General features: G+C 72.4%; 13 protein-coding genes. 9 read left to right on the plus strand and 4 right to left on the minus strand.

Features of this window, described 5'->3' with window-relative positions; translation table 11 throughout:
• The 3 genes from Aau02nite_RS28075 to hppD all read right to left on the minus strand — a co-directional run.
• Positions 1 to 366 (minus strand): DUF2510 domain-containing protein (locus tag Aau02nite_RS28075; protein ID WP_212991597.1); only part of this gene is annotated, 366 nt, incomplete at its 3' end.
• Positions 363 to 1067, minus strand: coding sequence for an RDD family protein (locus Aau02nite_RS28080; RefSeq protein ID WP_212991598.1), 705 nt, complete (start codon positions 1065 to 1067; stop codon positions 363 to 365). The genes Aau02nite_RS28075 and Aau02nite_RS28080, both read right to left, overlap by 4 nt.
• Before the next feature lie 10 nt (positions 1068 to 1077).
• Positions 1078 to 2232: a 4-hydroxyphenylpyruvate dioxygenase gene (gene hppD, locus Aau02nite_RS28085; protein ID WP_212991599.1), complete on the minus strand. Its 1155-nt coding sequence runs from the start codon at positions 2230 to 2232 to the stop codon at positions 1078 to 1080.
• 88 nt (positions 2233 to 2320) lie between these two features.
• On the opposite strand from hppD, the gene Aau02nite_RS28090 reads away from it, so the two are divergent.
• The 3 genes from Aau02nite_RS28090 to Aau02nite_RS28100 all read left to right on the plus strand — a co-directional run bounded on the left by Aau02nite_RS28090 (position 2321) and on the right by Aau02nite_RS28100 (position 5913).
• Positions 2321 to 2806 carry an Lrp/AsnC family transcriptional regulator gene (locus Aau02nite_RS28090; RefSeq protein WP_212991600.1) on the plus strand — a complete coding sequence of 162 codons (486 nt, stop codon included), beginning with the start codon at positions 2321 to 2323 and terminating at the stop codon, positions 2804 to 2806.
• 63 nt (positions 2807 to 2869) lie between these two features.
• Entirely contained in the window at positions 2870 to 4186 is a 1317-nt protein-coding gene (locus tag Aau02nite_RS28095) for a PQQ-binding-like beta-propeller repeat protein (RefSeq protein WP_246595499.1), read from the plus strand.
• 59 nt (positions 4187 to 4245) lie between these two features.
• Positions 4246 to 5913 carry a fumarate hydratase gene (locus Aau02nite_RS28100; RefSeq protein ID WP_212991602.1) on the plus strand — a complete coding sequence of 556 codons (1668 nt, stop codon included), beginning with the start codon at positions 4246 to 4248 and terminating at the stop codon, positions 5911 to 5913.
• A gap of 9 nt (positions 5914 to 5922) precedes the next feature.
• Here Aau02nite_RS28100 and Aau02nite_RS28105 read toward each other — a convergent pair whose 3' ends face one another.
• Positions 5923 to 6444: a hypothetical protein gene (locus Aau02nite_RS28105; RefSeq protein ID WP_212991603.1), complete on the minus strand. Its 522-nt coding sequence runs from the start codon at positions 6442 to 6444 to the stop codon at positions 5923 to 5925.
• A 387-nt stretch (positions 6445 to 6831) separates the two neighbouring features.
• Here Aau02nite_RS28105 and Aau02nite_RS28110 point away from each other — a divergent pair, with 387 nt between their 5' ends.
• From Aau02nite_RS28110 to Aau02nite_RS28135, 6 genes are all read left to right on the plus strand, one after another.
• Entirely contained in the window at positions 6832 to 9792 is a 2961-nt protein-coding gene (locus tag Aau02nite_RS28110; RefSeq protein WP_438841179.1) for an AfsR/SARP family transcriptional regulator, read from the plus strand.
• On the plus strand, positions 9792 to 12815 hold the full coding sequence (locus tag Aau02nite_RS28115; protein WP_212991604.1) for an AfsR/SARP family transcriptional regulator: 3024 nt from the start codon (positions 9792 to 9794) through the stop codon (positions 12813 to 12815). Before Aau02nite_RS28110 ends, Aau02nite_RS28115 begins: the two co-directional genes overlap by 1 nt.
• A complete protein-coding gene (locus tag Aau02nite_RS28120; RefSeq protein ID WP_212991605.1) occupies positions 12812 to 14212 on the plus strand; it encodes a class II fumarate hydratase in 1401 nt (466 codons plus the stop codon). The genes Aau02nite_RS28115 and Aau02nite_RS28120 overlap by 4 nt, the downstream gene beginning before the upstream one ends.
• 89 nt (positions 14213 to 14301) lie before the next feature.
• Entirely contained in the window at positions 14302 to 15717 is a 1416-nt protein-coding gene (gene cysS, locus Aau02nite_RS28125) for a cysteine--tRNA ligase (protein WP_212991606.1), read from the plus strand.
• Positions 15717 to 16844, plus strand: a complete 1128-nt coding sequence (rlmB, locus tag Aau02nite_RS28130) for a 23S rRNA (guanosine(2251)-2'-O)-methyltransferase RlmB (protein WP_212991607.1) — start codon at positions 15717 to 15719, stop codon at positions 16842 to 16844. The genes cysS and rlmB overlap by 1 nt, the downstream gene beginning before the upstream one ends.
• Before the next feature lie 56 nt (positions 16845 to 16900).
• Complete coding sequence (locus tag Aau02nite_RS28135; protein ID WP_212991608.1) at positions 16901 to 20068, plus strand: Hsp70 family protein; 3168 nt, start codon at positions 16901 to 16903, stop codon at positions 20066 to 20068.
• The last annotated feature ends 2 nt before the right edge of the window (positions 20069 to 20070 follow it).

The following is a 20070-nucleotide window of genomic DNA, read 5'->3' on the forward strand; positions in this document are numbered from 1 at the left end:
GGGCGGTGTCCATCCGGGCGGAGGCGCAGAGCCGGGCGGGGGCGTCCAGCCTGGCGGCGGGGTGCCCCAGCCGGGCGGTGGCCCGCCGGCGGGTGACCCCGGATTCTGCTGCGTGGGGGCGCCCGGCGTCGCGGACGAGCCCGGCGCGGGAACGGTCCCGGCCGAAACGGCACCGGCCGAGACAGCACCGGCCGACGTCCCGGGCCCGGCCGGGCCGGCCGGCTCGGGCTCCTCGGCGGGCGGCGGGCCGTCGGGCGGCGTCGCGTCGGCCGGGAGGGCCTTGCCCAGCCAGCCCTCGCCGTCCCACCAGCGCTGGGTTGTCGGGTCGGCCGGGTCCTTGTACCAACCGGCGGGCAGCGAAGTCATGGCGCAACCTTTATCACGACGGTCTTGGCGACCTTGTCGTGCAGGGTCTGCTGGTAGGGCTTGTCCCGCAGCTGCCACAGGCCGTCGACGTAGTAGAAGAACGGTACGACGGTGCCCGCGACGAACTCGATCAGGTACCGCTTCGCGGCCATGCCCCGGGTCAGCTTCGCGCCCGGTTCGGACGGCACGACCTTGATCTTCATGAGCTTCTTGCCGAGCGTCTGGCCGCTGCGGTACATCATCTCGACGAAGTAGACGTAGTAGCCCGCGAGCAGGACCACGATCAGGCCCAGCTCGATGAGCAGCAGCGGCAGGAAGAAGTCGGCCATCACGTCGTCGGGCGTCACGTTCGGGGTGGCGCCGGTCACCGAGTCGGTGAGGTCCGGCATCAGCACGAAGAACGCCCCGAAGATCACCGGTACGAACACCACCATCGCGATGCCGGTGAGGATCGAGGTGTCGATGAGGTGGGAGAGCAGCCGGGTGCCGAAGTCCGCCAGCGGCCGGCCGTCGGGCGCCACGGGCACCGGCGGTGGCCGCCACCCGTACTGCTGGGGTGGTCCGTAGTACGGCGCGGGGCCGTACGGGGTCGGCGGAGGGTATGCCGGCGGGCCACCGGCCTGCGGCGGCACCGGGGCGTGGACCGGCCCACCGGTGGGCGGGCCGGTCGCGGCCGCGGCGTCGTCGTTCGCTTGCGTCACGGAGACAGTGTTACAGGTTTCCGCGCAGCTCTTGCTCCCGCTCGATGGCCTCGAACAGAGCCTTGAAGTTGCCCTTGCCGAAGCCGAGCGACCCGTGCCGCTCGATCAGCTCGAAGAAGACCGTCGGACGGTCCTGCACGGGCTTGGTGAAGATCTGCAGCAGATAGCCGTCCTCGTCCCGGTCGACCAGGATCTTGCGCTTCTTCAGCTCCTCGATCGGGGCCCGCACCTCACCGATGCGCGCCCGCAGCTCGGGGTCGTCGTAGTACGAGTCCGGCGTGTCGAGGAACTCGCAGCCGGCCGCCCGCATCGCGTCGACGCTGGCCAGGATATCGTTGGTGGCCACCGCGACGTGCTGGGCGCCCGGGCCGCCGTAGAACTCGAGGTACTCGTCGATCTGCGACTTGCGCTGGGAGACGGCCGGCTCGTTGAGCGGGAACTTGACCTTGCGGGTGCCGTCCGCCACGACCTTCGACATCAGGGCGGAGTAGTCGGTGGCGATGTCGTCACCGATGAACTCGGCCATGTTGGTGAAGCCCATGACCCGGCCGTAGAAGGCCACCCACTCGTCCATCTTGCCGAGCTCGACGTTTCCGACGACGTGGTCCACGGCCTGGAAGTAGCGCTTGGGCTGCAGGCCGGCGTCGATCGCGGGCCGCCGGTCGACGATCGGACTGCGGGACACGAAGCCGGGCAGGAACGGCCCGTCGTACTTCGAGCGGTCGATCAAGGTGTGGATGGTGTCGCCGTACGCGGCGATCGCGGCGAGCCGGACCGTGCCGTGCTCGTCGGTGAGGTCGTGCGGCTCGCTCACCGAGGACGCGCCGGCGGAGAGGGCGTGCTTGTACGCCGCGTCCACGTCCGGCACGGCCAGCGCGATGTCGAAGATGCCGTCGCTGTGCTTGGTGACATGCTCGGCGAGCGGCGCCCCGGCGTGCACGGCACCGGTGATCACGAACCGGGCCGAGCCGCTGACCAGCACGTACTCGGCGTAGTCGCGGAAGCCCTGCTCGGGACCGCGGTAGGCCACGCAGGTCATCCCGAAGGCGGTGGAGTAGTAGTGGGCGGCCTGCTTGGCGTTGCCCACGAGGAACTGGAGGTGGTCGACGCCCTTGACGGGGAAAACGTCGACGGTCTCGGTGGCGGTTTCCAACATCTGCGTCATGTCCCGAGGCTGGCCCTCCGCGGCGTGCTGGGCAATAGTGGAATTCCTGGCTGGTCAGTCTGCACATTCGGTAGAGTGCTGACGCACTATGTCTGGACAAGATGTGCAGTTGGACGCCCTCGACGGCAAGCTGCTCGCCCTGCTCGCGGCCGAGCCCCGGATCGGGGTGCTGGAGCTCTCCCGCCGGCTCGCGGTGGCCCGCGGCACGGTGCAGGCCCGGCTGGACAAGCTGATCTCGCGGGGCGCGATCCGCGGCTTCGGCCCGGACGTGTCGCCGGCCGCGATCGGCTACGGCGTGATGAGCTTCGTCACCCTGGAGATCAGCCAGCGGTACGGCCACCCGGCGGTGACCGCGCACCTGGCGGACATCCCGGAGGTCCTCGAAGCGCACACCATCACCGGCAGCGGGGACCTGATGTGCCGGATCGTGGCCCGTTCGAACGCCGACCTGCAACGGGTCATCGACGAGATCGTCACCTACGAGGGGATCCTGCGGGCGTCGACCATCATCGCGCTGGCCGAGCAGATCCCGTACCGCACGATGCCGCTGGTCCGGGCGGCAAGCCGGGCATAAGCCCGCGACACGGACCTTTCGGGCTGGCGGTCGAGCCCTGTCGATCTCGTTACCGTGTCCGACGTGGCTTCCGGCGGGTCGGCGAAAGGCTACGCGCTGGTCGGCGTCGTGGTCGTCGTCATCCTGGCCACCACCGGGGTGTGGAACCCGTTCCCGAAGCTCTGGTCCTGGATCAACCAGAGCGACCCGATCGCCGAGGGCGTCGCCAGCTGGCAGACCGCCATCGGCGGGTCCCCGCGCAGCGTCACCATCAGCGGTGGCGCGGTCGTGGTCGAGTACCGCACGTCCATCGAGGCGTACGGGATCACCGCCGGGGTCCGGCTCTGGAAGTCCGACGCCGACTGGGCCGGGGTCGCCGGCGGCGACAGCGATGCGGTCGTGGTCGTCGGGCGCCTGCTGACCAAGGGCTACGAGGTCCTGGATCCGGCCACCGGCGCGGTCCGCCGCCGCGACACCCAGGCCGCCGCCGTGTGGACCTACGCCGACGCGATCCTCGACCTGCGGTGCCCCAAGGCCGGCGAGTGCGAGCTGAGCGCCTGGGAACCGCGCGGCAGCAAGCCGATGTGGACGGTCGGCACGCCCGGCATCGGCTTCGTGCTGGACGCCGCCAACCCGGACCTGCCCGACACGCAGCCGTTGGGGTCCTCGCAGATCGACAGCCGGGCGGCCGGGCCCAGGCGGCTGCCCAACCTCATCGGGCTGCCCGGCGACGGCAGGATCGACGTGATCGACACCGCGCAGGGCCGGGTCGTGCAGACCCGTACGCCGGCCCGCGACCAGCGCGTCACCGTGGTCGGCAGCCGGGTCCTCACGGTCACCGGCGTGGCCCGGGACGGCACCTGTTACTACAGCGTCATCGCGCACGACCCGCCCGACGACCGGCCGGTCTGGCAGAGCGACGGGCTCAACCTGCGGACGGCGGACAACGGCTCGTCGTGCAAGCAGGAGCGGGACCCGGCGGGCGGGGACGAGGTCGTGCTCGGGGTCGACCCGGTGGGCCGGCGCGAGCTGATCGCCGCGCACGACGGCCGGACGCTCTGGCGGGGCGAGCAGGGCCAGGACGTCCTCGCCGTCAACGACCGGTACGCGCTGGTCCGCACCGAGGACAAACGGACGCTGGTGGCCCGGTCGTTCAGCCGGGGCAAGGTGGCCTGGCGGCGCGCGATCACCGCGGACGCGCAGGCCGCACTGACCCGGTACGCGGCGGTGGTGGCCCAGCGCAAACCGGCCAAGGTGATCGCGCTGAGCCCGCGTACGGGTGGGGTGCTGACCGAAGCGCGTACCGATGCGAAGGTCTTCGCGGTGGGGCCGGGTGGCCTGATCCTGGTCGCCGGGCGCGACATGGCGTACCTGCCGTTCAGCTCCTCGCCCGCACAGTGATCGACCCGTGACCGTGCTGGTTCGCGCCTCGTGCGGGCGCTGGCCTAGGCTTGCCCGTCATGAGCAGAGCCGCCGCTTTCTCGTACTCGCCACTGTTGCCGACGGGTGACGACCTGACCGAGTATCGACTTCTCGCCGACGAGGGCGTCGACGTGGTCGAGGGGCCCGGCGGCCGGCGGTTCCTCACCGTCGACCCGAGCGTGCTGACGCTGCTGACGGCCGAGGCCATGCACGACATCGCGCACTTCCTGCGCCCGGCCCACCTGGCTCAGCTGCGGGCCATCATCGACGACCCGAAGGCCTCGCCGAACGACCGCTTCGTAGCCCTGGACCTGCTGCGCAACGCCAACATCGCGGCCGGCGGCGTGCTGCCGATGTGCCAGGACACCGGTACGGCGATCGTGATGGGCAAGCGCGGCCGGCACGTGCTGACCGACGGCACCGACGAGCAGGCCATCGCCCTGGGCGTCTACCAGGCGTACACCCGGCTGAACCTGCGCTACTCGCAGCTCGCCCCGCTGACCATGTGGGACGAGCGCAACACCGGCTCCAACCTGCCGGCGCAGATCGAGCTGTACGCCGAGGACCCGGGCGGCCAGCCGGACGCGTACAAGTTCCTGTTCATGGCCAAGGGCGGCGGCTCGGCCAACAAGTCGTACCTCTACCAGGAGACCAAGGCGCTGCTGAACCCGGCGCGGATGATGGAGTTCCTGGACGAGAAGCTGCGCCTGATCGGTACGTCCGCGTGCCCGCCGTACCACCTGGCGGTCGTGATCGGCGGCACCAGCGCCGAGTACGCCCTCAAGACCGCGAAGCTGGCCAGCGCGAAGTACCTCGACAACCTGCCCCGGGGCGGCTCGATGACCGCGCACGGCTTCCGCGACGTCGAGCTGGAGGCGGCCGTCCTCGAGCTGACCCGCGACTTCGGCATCGGCGCGCAGTTCGGCGGCCGCTACTTCTGCCACGACGTCCGGGTGATCCGGCTGCCCCGGCACGGCGCCTCCTGCCCGGTGGCGATCGCGGTCTCCTGCTCGGCGGACCGGCAGGCCCTGGCGAAGATCACCCCTTCGGGCGTCTGGCTGGAACGCCTGGAGCCGGACCCGGCGCGCTTCCTGCCGGACGTGACCGACGACAACCTGGAGGCCGACGAGGTCGTCCGGGTGGATCTCAACCGGCCGATGGCCGAGATCCGGGCCGAGCTGAGCAAATACCCGGTGAAGACCCGGCTCTCGCTGACCGGCCCGCTGGTCGTCGCCCGCGACATCGCGCACGCGAAGATCGCCGAGCGCCTCGACGCGGGCGAGCCGATGCCGCAGTACCTGCGCGACCACGCGGTCTACTACGCGGGCCCGGCCAAGACCCCCGAGGGCTACGCGTCCGGCTCGTTCGGGCCGACGACCGCGGGCCGGATGGACGCCTACGTGGAGAAGTTCCAGGCCGCGGGCGGTTCCCTGGTGATGCTGGCCAAGGGCAACCGTTCCGGCCAGGTGACCAGCGCGTGCAAGAGCCACGGCGGCTTCTACCTGGGCTCGATCGGCGGCCCGGCGGCGCGGCTCGCCCAGGACTGCATCCGCCACGTCGAGGTCCTGGAGTATCCGGAGCTCGGCATGGAAGCGGTCTGGAAGATCGAGGTGGAGGACTTCCCGGCCTTCATCGTCGTCGACGACAAGGGCAACGACTTCTTCGCCGAGGTCACCAAGCCGGTGCTGGGTATCGGCCGCCGTTAGGGCGCCCGTTCAGCTGCCGCAGAGGCCGGCGACCGGGTCCATCCAGTCGGGCATCTTGGCGGCCAGCGTCCGGTCCAGGTCCTTGGTGGTCCTGACCTTGTCGAACAGGGCCTTGTCCTGGGCGCTCTTGGCGAACTTCGTGGCCGACACCGCGCCCGCCTGCTTCAGCTCGGGGTCCTCGGCGGTCGCGGTCGCCTTGCGGACCTTCGCCGCGACGTCCTTGAGTTCGTTGCTGGCCGCCTTGCGGGCCTGCTCGGCCTCCGTGGTCTGCTTCGCCTCCTTGTAGGCGATCATCTTGCCCATCGCGGTGCCGAAGGCGGCCACGTCCGCGTCGAAGACCTTGGTCAGGGTCGCGCAGACCTTGCGGGTGCTGGCGTCGTAGTCGGGCTCCGGCACGGTGGTCGTCACCGGGGAGGGTGTCTCCGCTGCGGGGGCCCCGGCGATCGTCTCGGAGCCGTTGTCGTCGCTGCTGCAGGCGGTCGCGGTGAGCAGCACGCAGGCCAGCGAGACGGCGGTGAGGGCGGTTCGCATGACAAAGATCCTGTTCGTCGGGGACGTCCAAACCCTTGGCGACGATACGTTCCGGCCCGGGTGACGTCCAACCGGCGTCCGGGGCCGCAACGCGAACAGCTCGTCCGCGACATCGTCGCGAACGAGCTGAACACCCCCGTTGGCAGGCCGTTCCGCTCCTTGGGGCGATGAAGGACATCAAAGCGGAACGGCCTGTCCCAGAGTTTGCCGTGCGGTGCTCTCGTTCCGCTGTCGTTCCGCTCTCGCCGCCGGCTGGTTCGTGAGCGGAATTCGGCTATGGTCGATGCCGATCGACGTGCGGAAACGAGGTGGATCTCCGTTGCGGCCAGGCCGGCGTACGACCCGCGTGGACCGGTGGGACGGCGGGGGGTGGTGCCCGCCGTGCTGATGTTCCGCATCCTGGGACCGCTGTCCGTGACCAGTGCGGGCCGTGAGCTGGCGATAACCGCCGGTCGTGACCGGGTCGTGCTGGCGATGCTGCTGTTGCGCCCGGGCCGGATCGTGGCCGTCGCCGAGCTGATCGACGCGGTCTGGGAGGACCGCCCGCCGACCACGGCGCGCGGGCAGCTGCAGACCTGCATCTCCCGGCTGCGCCGGACGCTGCCGCCGGGCCTGATCCTCACCGACCCCGCCGGGTACGGGATCAGCGTCGACGAGACCGGCCTGGACTCCGCGGAGTTCGCCCGGCTGGTGTCCGCGGCCGGCACGGCGGGCGGACCCGACGACGCCCGCAAGCTGTTGCGGGAGGCTCTGGAGCTCTGGCGCGGCCCCGCGCTGGCCGGCATCAACAGCCCGACGGTGCGCCGGCAGGCCGCCGTCCTGGACGAGCAGGTCGCGGCGGTGCTCGAGGACCGGATCGAGCTGGACCTGGCCGGTGGCCACGACCGCGACCTGGTGGCCGAGCTGACCGGTCTGGTGGAGCGGTTCCCGCTGCGGGAGCGGATGCGGATGCAGCTGATGCTGTGTCTGTACCGGGTCGGCCGGCAGGCGGACGCCCTCGCGGAGTACCGGCGGACCGAGGAACTGTTCCGCGAGGAACTCGGCATCGAACCCGGGAAAGCCCTACGTGACCTGCACCGCCGCATCCTGACCGGGAGCGTCGCCGACACCCAGCCGGCCGTCCCGGTCGACGGCGTTCCCCGCGCGGTCGGCGACTTCACCGGCCGCGAGGAGCTGGTCGCCCGGCTGCTCGGCGCGATCGGGGCCGACGGTCCGGCCGATCCCCAGGTCCGGGTGCTCGACGGGATGGCCGGCAGTGGCAAGACGACCCTCGCCGTACACCTGGCCGGGCTGGTCCGCGAGCGCTTCCCGGACGCGCGGCTCTTCATCGACCTGCACGGGCACAGCGAGAGCGCGCCGGTCGAGCCGGCCGCGGCGCTGATCACCCTGCTGCGACAGCTGGGGATACCGGCCGAGCGGATCCCCGACGATCCGGACGAGCGGATGCAGCTGTGGCATACGGAACTGGCCCGCCGCCGGGCTCTGGTGGTGCTCGACAACGCCGCCTCCACCGCCCAGGTCACGCCGTTGCTACCGACTTCCGGCCGGGTCCTGGTGCTGGTCACCAGCCGGCGCCGGCTGGTCGGCCTGGACGCGGTCCGGCCCGAGTCGCTGAGTGTGCTGTCGGAACGGGAGGCGGTCGCCCTGCTGGCCCGGATCGCCGGTGACCGGGTCGACGCCGAGCCGGCCGCGGCGGCGGAGGTCGTCCGGCGCTGCGGTTGTCTGCCGCTGGCCATCCGGCTCGCGGGCGCCCGGCTGGCGCACCGGCCCCGCTGGCGGGTCGCCGACCTGGTCCGGCGGCTGGGCGAGTCCGCGCTCCCCGAGCTGGCCGCCGAGGACCGCACGGTGGCCAGCGCGTTCGCGGTGACGTACGGGCAGCTCCCGGACCGCGCCCAGCGGTTGTTCCGGCTGCTCGGGCTGCACCCGGCCGAGCGTTTCGGTGCGCTGTCGGTGGCCGCGCTCGGCGATCTCCCGCTGGTCGATGCCCTGGACGTGCTGGACGACCTGGTGGACGTGCACCTGGTCGACGAGCCGGAGCCGGACCGTTACCAGTTGCACGACCTGGTCCGTCAGTACGCCGCCACCCTGGCCGCGCACATCGCACCGGGTGAGCGTGACGCCGCGCTCAGCGGGCTGATCGACCTGCACCTGCACGCGACCGCGCGGATCAACCGGCCGGGGGAGAACGACAACGCCCTTGGCGACTACCCGGCCGACACGCCGCTGCGACCGGAACTCGTCAGCCTGGCGGTGGCGGATCCGCAGTGGCTGGAACGTCAGCGGCCCGATCTGATCGGCCTCGTCCGGTCGGCGGCGCGGATCGGACCGGCGGAACGGGCCTGGCAACTGGGCCGGGCGAACTGGCGGTATCTGCACGAGCGCAGCCATCTGGACGATCTGATCGCCGTGCTGTCCCTGGCCCGGACGATCGCCGAGGCGGCGAGTGACATCCGCGGGGTGGCCGTCTGCAGCAACTACCTGGCATCCGGCTACTACCGGATGGGCCGGCACGAAGAGGCGTTGCAGATGCTCGACGAATCCGTCGAGCTGAGCCGGCAGCTCCGCTCACCGCGCGGAGAGCGGCGCAACCGTGGCAATCGCATCGGCGTGCTGATGCGGCTGGGCCGGATCGAGGAGGCTCTGAAGGAGGCGGTCTGGTACTACCGGGCCGAGGAACGCGACGGGAATGCTCACGGCCTGAGCAGCCGGCTGATCAACGTCCTCATTCCCACCACGGCGCTGGGCCGCCACGAGGAGGCACTGCGGCTGGCCCGCCGGGCACTGCTGGCGGCGGTCGAGTCGGGCGACGACCGCCGGCTCGCCAACACGCTCGGGCTGCTCGGCCAGATCCGGCGGGAGCTCGGCCACACGGCCGCGGCGGAACGCCTGCTGCGCGCGGCGCTGCGTCTTGCCCTGCGCGTCAACTACCGGGTCGGTGAGTGGGAGAGCCGTAACGAACTCGGCCGGCTGGCCCTGGATCGGGGCCGGTACGAGGAGGCGGTCGCGCACCACATGACAGCCGTGGAACTGAGCCGCGAACGGGGTGCCCACCCCGCAGTCGTCACCTCGTCCAACGATCTCGCCGCCGCGCTGCTCGCCGGTGGTGACCGGGCCGGTGCCCGCGAGCTGCGGCTCCACGTGCTCTCGCTGGTGCGGCGCACGGTGATTCCGTTCGAGCACGCCCGGGCGCTCGCCGGGCTGGCCGACTGCGTGGTGGCCGAGGATCCGGCCGCCGCCCGGCGGTACTGGCAGCAGGCGCTGGAGCTGTTCGAGCGGATGCGCGTACCGCAGCGGTGGCCGGTCCGGCGCCGGCTGGCCGAGCTCGATGACGCGGAGGGGCTGACCTGATGCGCTTCGGCGTCCTGGGGCCGCTCTCGGTGACCGACGCCGGGCGGGAGGCGGCGATCACCGCCGGCCGCGACCGTGTGGTGCTGGCCATGCTGCTCCTGCAATGCGGTCGGATCGTGGCCGTCGAGGATCTGATCGATGCCGTGTGGGAGGACCGGCCGCCGGCCACGGCGCGGGGTCAGCTGCAGACCTGCGTCTCCCGGTTGCGCCGGACGTTGGGGCCGGACCTCATCCTCACCGACCCGGCCGGCTACGGCATCCGCTGTGCGCCGGACCAGCTCGACGCCACCGACTTCACCCGGATGATCGCGCAGGCCCGGGCCGTCGCCGCGGGCGGGGACGCGGAAGCTGCCCGCAAGCTGTTCCGGGAGGCGCTGACTCTGTGGCGGGGGCCGGTGCTGGCCGGCCTGGAGGTCCGGGCGGTGCGCCAGCGCGGTGCGGTGCTGGACGAGCAGCACGGACTGGCTGTCGAGGACCGGATGGATCTGGAGCTGGCCGGCGGCCGCGACCCCGATCTGATCGCCGAGCTGACCGGGCTGGTCGAGCAGTTCCCGCTGCGTGAGCGGCTGCGGGCGCAGTTGATGCTCGCTCTGCACCGGGCCGGGCGGCAGGCCGACGCCCTGGCCGAGTACCGCCGGATCCGCGAGCACTGGCAGCAGGAGCTGGGCATCGAGCCGGGTGCGGCGCTGCAGGACCTGCACCGGCAGATCCTGCTCGGCGAGCTGACCGAGCCGCAGTCGCCGGCTCCCGGGCCGGCAGCGGTCGACAGCCTGCCCCGGGCGGTCGGTGACTTCACCGGCCGGGAGCAGCTGACGGCCCGGTTGCTGGCCACGATGGACGAAGCGGGTGCCCTGCCGGCCGTCCGCGTGATCGACGGGATGGCCGGCAGCGGCAAGACGACGTTCGCCGTCCACCTCGCCGGGCTGCTGCGCGACCGCTTCCCCGACGCGGGACTCTTCGTCGACCTGCAGGGACACAGCGATCAACGTCCCCTGCTGCCCGAGGCGGCCCTCGTGACGCTGCTCCGGCAACTCGGTGTGCCGGCCGACCAGATCCCGGATCATCTGGACGAGCGGATCCGGCTCTGGCGCGGTCAGCTGGCCACCCGGCGGTCCATCGTGGTGCTCGACAACGCCGCCTCGACCGCGCAGGTGCTGCCGCTGCTGCCGGCGTCCGGGGCGACCCCGGTGCTGATCACCAGCCGGCGCCGGCTGACCGGGCTGGACGGGGTGCACCCCGAGTCGTTGCCGGTGCTCGACGACGCCGAGGCGGTGGCGCTGCTGGAGCGGATCGTCGGCGCGCGGGTCGCCGCGGAACCGGAGGCCGCCCTCGACGTGATCCGGCGCTGCGGGCGCCTGCCGCTGGCCATCCGGCTCGCCGGTGCCCGGCTGGCCCACCGGCCCCGGTGGCGGGTCGCCGATCTATTGCGCCGGCTGGGCGACGCGGCGCTGCCCGAGCTGGCCGCCGAGGACCGTACGGTGGCGAGCGCGTTCGCCCTGTCGTACGGGCAGCTGCCGGAGCGGACCCGGCGGATGTTCCGGCTGCTCGGGGTGCACCCGGGCGAGCGGTTCGAGGTCCTGGCCGCGGCGGCGCTGGCCGACGAGTCCCTCGACGAGGCTCGTGACCTGCTGGACGACCTGTTGGACGCGCACCTGATCGAGGAGCCCGAGCCGGAGGTCTTCCGGCTGCACGATCTGCTGCGCGAGTACGCGGCAGCCCTGGCGGCCGAGCTGTCCGGTGCGGACCGCCGGGACGCGGTGGTCCGGCTGCTCGACTTCCACCTGCACGCGTTCGTCGCGGCGAACGACGGACCGCAGCGTGAGGTCACCACGGCCGATCTGCGCCTGGAACCGCCGCGGCGCCCGGATCTGACCGCCGCCCTCACCGATCCCGCCGCCCACCTGGAACGCGAACGGCCGAACCTGACCGCGTTCGTCGACGCGGCGCTGGCCGTCGACCAGCCGGAGTGGGTCTGGCGCCTGCCCCGGGCGGCCTGGCGGTATCTCTTCTCCCGCGGCTATGTGCCGGAGCTGGATGTGCTGCTGCGCCGGGGCATGGAGGCGGCCCGGCAGTTCGCCGACCAGGCGACGGTGGCCGTCTGCGCCAACTACTTCGCCTCGTCGGCGCATCGTCTCGGCCGCCGCGACGAATCCCGGGCCCTGCTCGAGCTCGCCATCGAGATCTGCCGCGAGCTGGGCGACGAGGCCGGGATGGCCCGGTCGATGGGCAACCTCGCGGTCCTCGAGGAGGCCGAGGGCCGCTTCGCCGAGATGGTCGCGTTGCAGGAGGCGTCGCTGCGGATCGACATGCGGATCCGGGGCGACCTGATCGGCGTCGCGCTGCGCCGGGCGGGCATCGGTGCGGGCCATGCCCGGCTGGGCCGGTTCGGCCCGGCGTTGCACAACTTCCGGCTCCGGTTGCTGATCACGGTGGCGATGCGCGACGCCGTCGGCACCGCCTCGTCGCTGCATGCCATCGGCATGACCAAGTGGCGGGTCGGTCTGGCCACGGTCGCCACCAGCCGGCGGATGGTCAGCGCCGCGCTGCGGCTCAGCCGCTCGGCCGGCTATGCGGTGGGTGAGGTGGAGGGCCTGGCCGGCCTGGCCCGGCTGGAGCACGCCGAGGGGCGCACCGGTTCCGCACTCGAGCTGGTCGAGCAGGCGATCGAGATCGCCCAGCGGATCGGCCACCGACGGTACGAGTCGTTGCACCGTACGCACCGGGGCGAGTTCCTGCTGGCCGTCGGGGACCTGGCCGGCGCCCGGGAGAGCTGTGCCGAGGCGTTGCGGCTGGCGCGGCCGCGGTTCCCGTACGAGTGCGCGCTCGCGCTCTCCGGCCTCGCCGCCGTCCACCTGGCCGAGGGCGATCCGGGGTCCGCCCGGCGCCTGCTGGAACAGGCGCTGACCATGTTCGCCCGGATGGGTGTGCCCGAGCGGGAGGACGTCGCCCGGCGGCTGGCCGAGCTCGACAGTGGCCCGGATCAACTGCGGACCCCGCCCGGCGGGGGCAGGATGGAAGGGTGACGACGACTGACGAGAGTGGTTACCGGATCGAACGCGACACCATGGGCGAGGTCCGGGTCCCGGCCGACGCCCTCTGGCGGGCGCAGACCCAGCGGGCGGTGGAGAACTTCCCGATCTCCGGGCGCGGGCTGGAACCCGCGCACATCCGGGCTCTGGCCCAGATCAAGGGCGCGGCCGCCCAGGTCAACGCCGCGCTCGGAGTGCTGGAGGACGACCTGGCCAAGTCCATCGTGACCGCGGCCGCGCACGTCGCCGACGGCGGCTACGACGACCAGTTCCCGATCGACGTGTTCCAGACGGGCTCCGGCACGTCGTCCAACATGAACACCAACGAGGTCATCGCCGAGCTGGCGACCCGCGCGCTGGGCCGGCCGGTGCACCCGAACGACCACGTCAACGCCTCGCAGTCGAGCAACGACGTGTTCCCCTCCTCGATCCACCTGGCCGCCACCGAGGCGATCACCAGCAACCTGATCCCGGCCCTGGACCACCTCGTGGTGGCGCTGAGCGGCAAGGCCCGCGACTGGTCGGAGGTGGTCAAGGCCGGCCGCACGCACCTCATGGACGCGACGCCGGTCACCCTGGGCCAGGAGTTCTCCGGGTACGCGGCGCAGATCCAGAACGGCATCGACCGGCTCACCGACACCCTGCCCCGGCTCGCCGAACTGCCGCTGGGTGGCACCGCGGTCGGCACCGGCGTGAACACCCCGCCCGGTTTCGCCCCCGCGGTGATCTCGCTGCTCAAGGAGATGACCGGGCTGCCGCTGAGCGAGGCGCGCAACCACTTCGAGGCCCAGGGCGCGCGCGACGCGCTGGTCGAGGCGTCCGGGCAGCTGCGGGTGGTCGCGGTCAGCCTCTACAAGATCGTGAACGACATCCGCTGGATGGGCTCGGGACCGCGGGCCGGCCTGCGCGAGCTGCGCCTGCCCGACCTGCAGCCGGGCTCGTCGATCATGCCGGGCAAGGTGAACCCGGTGGTGCCCGAGTCGGTCCGCCAGGTCGCCGCCCAGGTGATCGGCAACGACGCGGCGGTCGCCTTCGCCGGGACCCAGGGCGACTTCGAGCTCAACGTGATGCTGCCGGTGATGGCCCGCAACCTGCTCGAGTCCATCAAGCTGCTGGCCGCGGCCGCCCGGATGCTCGCCGACCGCTGCGTCGACGGCCTCGAGGTGAACGAGGACGTGGTCCGCTCGTACGCCGAGGGCTCGCCCTCGATCGTCACGCCGCTCAACCGCTTCCTCGGCTACGACGAGGCCGCGGCGATCGCCAAGCAGGCTCTCAAGGAGGACAAGACGATCCGCGCCGTCGTCATCGAGCGCGGGCACGTGGCCAACGGCACGCTGACCGAGGAGCAGCTCGACAAGGCCCTCGACGTGCTCCGGATGACCCGCCCCTGAGGGGCTGTGGACGAACCTGTGGATAACCTCCCGCCCGGCGTCACTCGGGCGGGAGGTTACTTCGTGGCGGAGGTCGGTACCCTTGTACGGTGACGCTCCGCCTGCATGACACCGCGACCCGATCCGTCCGGGACTTCGTCCCGATGACGCCCGGTCAGGTCGGTATCTACCTGTGCGGCCTCACCGTCCAGTCGGTGCCGCACATCGGTCACCTGCGGTCCGCGGTCAACTACGACGTGTTGCGGCGCTGGCTGCTGCACATCGGCCTCGACGTGACCTTCGTCCGCAACATCACCGACGTGGACGACAAGATCCTGGTCAAGTCGCAGGAGACGGGCCGCCCCTTCTGGGCGATCGCGTACGCGAACAAGCTCGCCCTCGACGCCGACTACCGCTCCCTCAACGTGCTGCCGCCGACCTACGAGCCGCTGGCCACCGGCCACATCACCGAGATGCACGAGCTGATCGCCGAGCTGATCGAGCGCGGGCACGCGTACGTCTCGGCCGAGGGCACCGGCGACGTGTATTTCGACGTGACCAGCTACCGCGAGTACGGCTCGCTGTCCGGGCAGCGGCCCGAGGACATGCTCTCCGCCGGCGGGGTGCCCGAACGCGGCAAGCGCCACCTCGCCGACTTCGCCCTGTGGAAGGGCGTGAAGACCGATGAGCCGGACGACGCGTCCTGGGTCTCGCCGTGGGGCCGGGGCCGGCCCGGCTGGCACATCGAGTGCTCCGCGATGGCCCGGCGCTACCTCGGCGCCGAGTTCGACATCCACGGCGGCGGCCTCGACCTGACCTTCCCGCACCACGAGAACGAGATCGCCCAGTCCTGCTCGGCCGGGCTGCCGTTCGCCCGCTACTGGGTGCACCACGCGCTGCTCAACCTCGGCGAGGCCAAGATGAGCAAGTCGCTGGGCAACGTGATCGACGTGCAGGCGGTGGTGGCGATGGGCATCCGCCCGGTCGAGCTGCGCTACTACCTGGGCGTGCCGCACTACCGCTCGCGCATCGACTACTCGGACGAGGCGCTGCGGGAGGCCGCCACGGCGTACCGCCGGATCGAGGGTTTCGTGCACCGGGCGGTCGAGGTCGTCGGGTCCGGCCGGCCCAAGGACGTGCCGCCGGCCTTCGCCGCGGCGATGAACGACGACCTCAACACCTCGGCCGCGCTGGCCGTCGTGCACGACACGATCCGTGAGGGCAACACCGCGCTGGCCGCGAGCGACGAGACCGGCGTACGCGCCGCGCTGACCGAGGTCCGGGCGATGCTCGGCGTGCTCGGGCTCGACCCGCTCGACGACGCCTGGCGCAGCGGCGACGACGGCAGCGACCTCAAGCCGATCATCGACTCGCTGGTGGCCCTGGCGCTGGAGCAGCGCGCGCAGGCGCGCGCACGCAAGGACTGGGCGGCGGCCGACTCGGTCCGCGACCAGCTGAAGAATGCGGGAGTTCAGGTGGAGGACACTCCGGCCGGGCCGCGCTGGACGGTAGGAGAGCAGCACTGATGCCGGGTAATTCGTTCAATGTGAGCAAGCGCGTGTCGGCCAAGAAGGGCGCCACCGCCGGTTCCGGAGGCAAGAACAGGTCGAGCTCGGGACTCAAGGGCCGGGGCAAGACCCTGCCCGCCGACGAGCGGCCCTGGCACAAGGGCTACTCCGGCACCGAGAAGCTGCCCGACAAGACGGCGCGTAAGCAGGAGAAGGAACGGCGCGCCGCCGCCGCCGAGGGCCGCGCGCCCAAGGTCGGCGTCCCGGGCACCAAGGACACCACCTGGGGTCGCGGTGGCGGCCGGGGCACCTCCGGCCGGCCGGCCCAGCAGCGGGGCAACCGCGCGCAGGGCCGCACCGGTCCCCGGGTCGCCCCCGGACGCAAGTCCAACCCGACCCGGGAAGGTCCCGAGCTGCTGCTCGGCCGCAACCCGGTGAACGAGGCGCTGCGGGCGTCCATCCCGGCGACGGCCCTCTACGTGGCGCAGGGCATCGACCTCGATGACCGGGTCGTCGAGATCGTCCGGACGGCCGGCGACCGGGGCATCCCGATCCTGGAGATCAGCCGGCTGGAGCTCGACCGGATGACCGGCGGCGTGCTGCACCAGGGCATCGGGCTGCAGGTGCCCCCGTTCGCGTACGAGAACTTCGACGACCTCGTGGCCGCGGCGATGGAGCAGACCGCGCCGCTGCTGGTGGCCCTGGACGGGGTGACCGACCCGCGCAACCTGGGCGCGGTGATCCGCTCGGTGGCCGCGTTCGGCGCGCACGGCGTCTTCATGACCGAGCGCCGGGCGGCCGGCATCACGGCGACCGCGTGGCGCACCAGCGCCGGCGCGGCCGCGCGGGTGCCGGTGGCCCAGGTGGTCAACCTGACCCGCTCGATCAAGGCGGCCCAGCAGGCCGGATTCACCGCGATCGGGCTGGACGCGGACGGCGAGACCGACCTGTACCAGCTCGAGGCCGCCGTCGGGCCGCTGCTGGTGGTCGTCGGCTCCGAGGGCCGCGGCCTGTCCCGGCTGGTCGGCGAGACCTGCGACCTGCGGGTCAGCATCCCGATGATGTCCGAGGTGGAGTCGCTGAACGCCAGCGTCGCCGCCGCGGTCACCCTCGCGGAGGTGTCCCGCCGCCGCATCTACGGGTAGTCGCCGCCTGCCTGTAACGTGACGGGCCGAATGGACCGTGGCCCGGAGGAGCAGGCATGACCGACGGCTTGGCGGGCGGCGGCTGGTTGCTGGGCGTTGACCTCGGCACTTCGCACACGGTGGCAATGCTGCGCCGGCCGGACGGGCGTACCCGGCCGTTGCTCTTCGACGGCCAGCCCCTGCTGCCGTCCGCGGTCTATCTGGACACGACCGGCCGGCTGCACGTCGGCCGGGACGCGGTCCGGCTCGGTCAGGCCGAGCCGGGCCGGCTGGAGCCGAACCCGAAACGGCACGTCGACGCCGAGACCGTGCTGCTCGGCGCGACCGAGGTCCCGACGGTCGACCTGCTCGCGGCGCTGCTCGGCGCGGTGGCCCGGGAGGCCGTCGCGACCGCCGGCTTCCTGCCGCCGGCCGTGCTGACCTATCCGGCGGCCTGGGGTGCCCGGCGCCGCGAGGTCCTGACGACCGCGCTGGCCCGAGCCGGCTGGCCCCCGGCCACGCAATTGCTGCCCGAACCGGTCGCGGCGGCCCGCTACTTCGCGGACGTGCTGCACCGCCCGGTGCCGGTCGGGTCGGCGCTGGCGGTCTTCGACTTCGGCGGCGGCACGCTGGACATCGCGGTGGTCCGCAACGAGGGCGTCACCCCGGACGGGCTGCCCCGGTTCGCGGTGGCCGCGTCGGGTGGTATCGACGACCTGGGCGGGCTCGACCTGGACGCGGCGCTGGTCGAGCACCTCGGCGCCGAAATGCGCAGGAACGAGCCGGCCGCGTGGACAGCGCTGACCGAGCCGGTGACGCTGGCCCAGTGGCGGGCGCGGCGGCAGTTCTGGGAGGACGTCCGCGGGGCCAAGGAGATGCTTTCGCGTACGGCGCTCGCACCGGTCCCGGTGCCGGGGGTGGAGCACGCAGCCCACCTGACCCGGGACGAGTTCGAGGCCGCGGTGGGGCCGTTGCTGCACCGCGGGGTGGCCGAGGCGGGCAGCGTGATCCGGGCGGCGGGGGTGCCGCCGACCGAGCTGGCCGGGTTGTTCCTGGTCGGCGGGTCTTCGCGGGTGCCGCTGGTGGCCCGGTTGTTGCACGGGGAGCTGGGTATCGCGCCGACGGTGCTGGAGCAGCCCGAGCTGCCGGTGGCGGAGGGCGCGATCATCGTGGTGGCCTCGGCGACCGGCGACGCGGCGGCCCCCGCGCGGGACGACGCAACGGTCCAAGGCGACCCGGTGGGTGCGGCGGCGCCGGGCGGCGTGGCGGGTTCGGCCGTTTCGGCCGGGTCGGTGGGTGCCGGAGCGCCGGACGACGCCGCTACGCCGGCGGCGCCGATCCGTGCGGCGGCGGTGCCGCCGATCACAGACACCATGACCCATCCCGCTCCGACTGCCGACGGGGATGCACCGAGGCTGCTCGGCACGGAAGCCATGGAACTCACATCCGCCGGGGCGATCTCCACGGAGGCGGATGCTGCCGAGGCCACGCCGTCACAGCACCCAGCGCCGTCTGCCGCGCCGCCACAGCACCCAGCGCCGTCTGCCGCGCCGCCACAGCACCCAGCGCCGTCTGCCGCGCCGCCGCAGCACCCAGCGCCGTCTGCCGCGCCGCCGCAGAATCCGCAGCCGGGCGCAGCCGTCGCGCCGCCACCCTCGAAGCCGCCCACCTCGGCGGCTGCCGGCGGGGTGCCGGGCGCGGAGCCGCAGTACGCCGAGCCCGTTGATCCCTGGGCGACCGGTGAGGCTGCTGCCTTCGGCAACGTCGGCGGCGGGCCCGTGCTGCATCCGGTTTCCGGTGCCCCGGTCTCGGGTGCTGCGCCATCGCCGGGTGCCGAGTCGTGGCTGGCGTCCACGCATCCCGAGCCGGGGGAGCGAGCCGGGCTGCCCGCGTACAAGCGGAAGTTCGTCTGGATCGTCGCGGCCGTGACGGCCGTTGTGCTCGGGGCCGCCGCGGCCCTGGTTGTGCTGCTCTGGCCGGGGTATCCGGCGCTGAACTACGAGCCGCTCGCCGATCTGCGCCGGATCAAGCCCGCCGTTCCGGTCACCTCTTCCTTCAGTGCCGCCGCGCTGCGCGACGGCCGGGCCTATTTCGCCAGCGTCGACGACACCGACACGCTCGGGGTCGTGGCCGCGGCCGCCGATACCGGCAAGGTGGCCTGGACCAGTACGGCGGCCGGGATCGCGGGCCGCTGGGAGTTCTTCTTCACGGTTCCGGACGCGGTTGTCGCCATCACCGCCGCCGACTCGCTCACCAGCCAACGGCGGATCGTGCTGCTCGGCGCGGGCGACGGCAAGAAGCTGTGGGACCGCTCCATCGACGCGTACGACGACGTGTTGTTCGCCGGCGACCGGGCTGTGCTGATCGATCGGCGGGAGGGCCGGCTGGTCGGTCTCGATGTGCGCACCGGCCGGGGCCTCTGGGAGAAGCGGAACCCCAAGAGCGAGTACGGGCAGACCGCCACCCAGGTCGTCCCCGTCACGACCGAGGATGACTTCGCCGGTCCGGCCACGAGTGACGGTGTCGCGTTCGCCGAGCCGTTCGACGACGACAAGCGGATCGTGCAGATCGGCGCCGACGACTCGGCCCAGGTCAGAGACGCCGACAGCGGTGATGTGGTGGCCGGGCCGCGACAGAGCGTGGCGCAGACCGACGACAAGATCATCGCGCACGACGGCCGGCTGGTCGTGGCCGAGTCCACCAACGCGCACCGGCTCTTCGCCTACGACCTGAAGAAGCTGGAGCCGAAGGTGCTCTACACCCCGCCCAGCACCAACTCCCGGCTAGAGCACCTGACCCCGTGCGGCCCGGACCGGATCTGCCTCATCGAGACCACCAGCTCGGACGCCAATACCGCGCAGGTGGTGGCCATCGACGCGGCCGAGGGCGGCGTCGTGTGGCGGCGGGCCGTGGCGGACGCCGACGACCTGGTCGCGGTGGGAGAAGCGGTGCTCGTCCCGCAGAGCACGTCGCCGGCGCAGGTCAGCCTGGTGACCGCCGACGGCGAGATCGCCTGGACCCGGGCCGGGGTCGCGGCCCGGCTGGACGCCGGCAACGTCCTGCAGTTCTCCAAGGCCCTGTCGACCTCCGCGGACGATCCCGCGCTGGCCGGGGAGCACGTCGGCGACAAAGCTGTGCCGCTCGGATCGCTGGCCGACGTACGCTCCTCGACCTGCGCCTGGGACACCAGCCACCTGGCCTGCGTCGCCGCCGAGGACTTCGTCATCCAGCGGTTCGCCGGATAGCC

This window comes from Actinoplanes auranticolor, from assembly GCF_018332655.1.
GTDB classification, from domain to species: domain Bacteria; phylum Actinomycetota; class Actinomycetes; order Mycobacteriales; family Micromonosporaceae; genus Actinoplanes; species Actinoplanes auranticolor.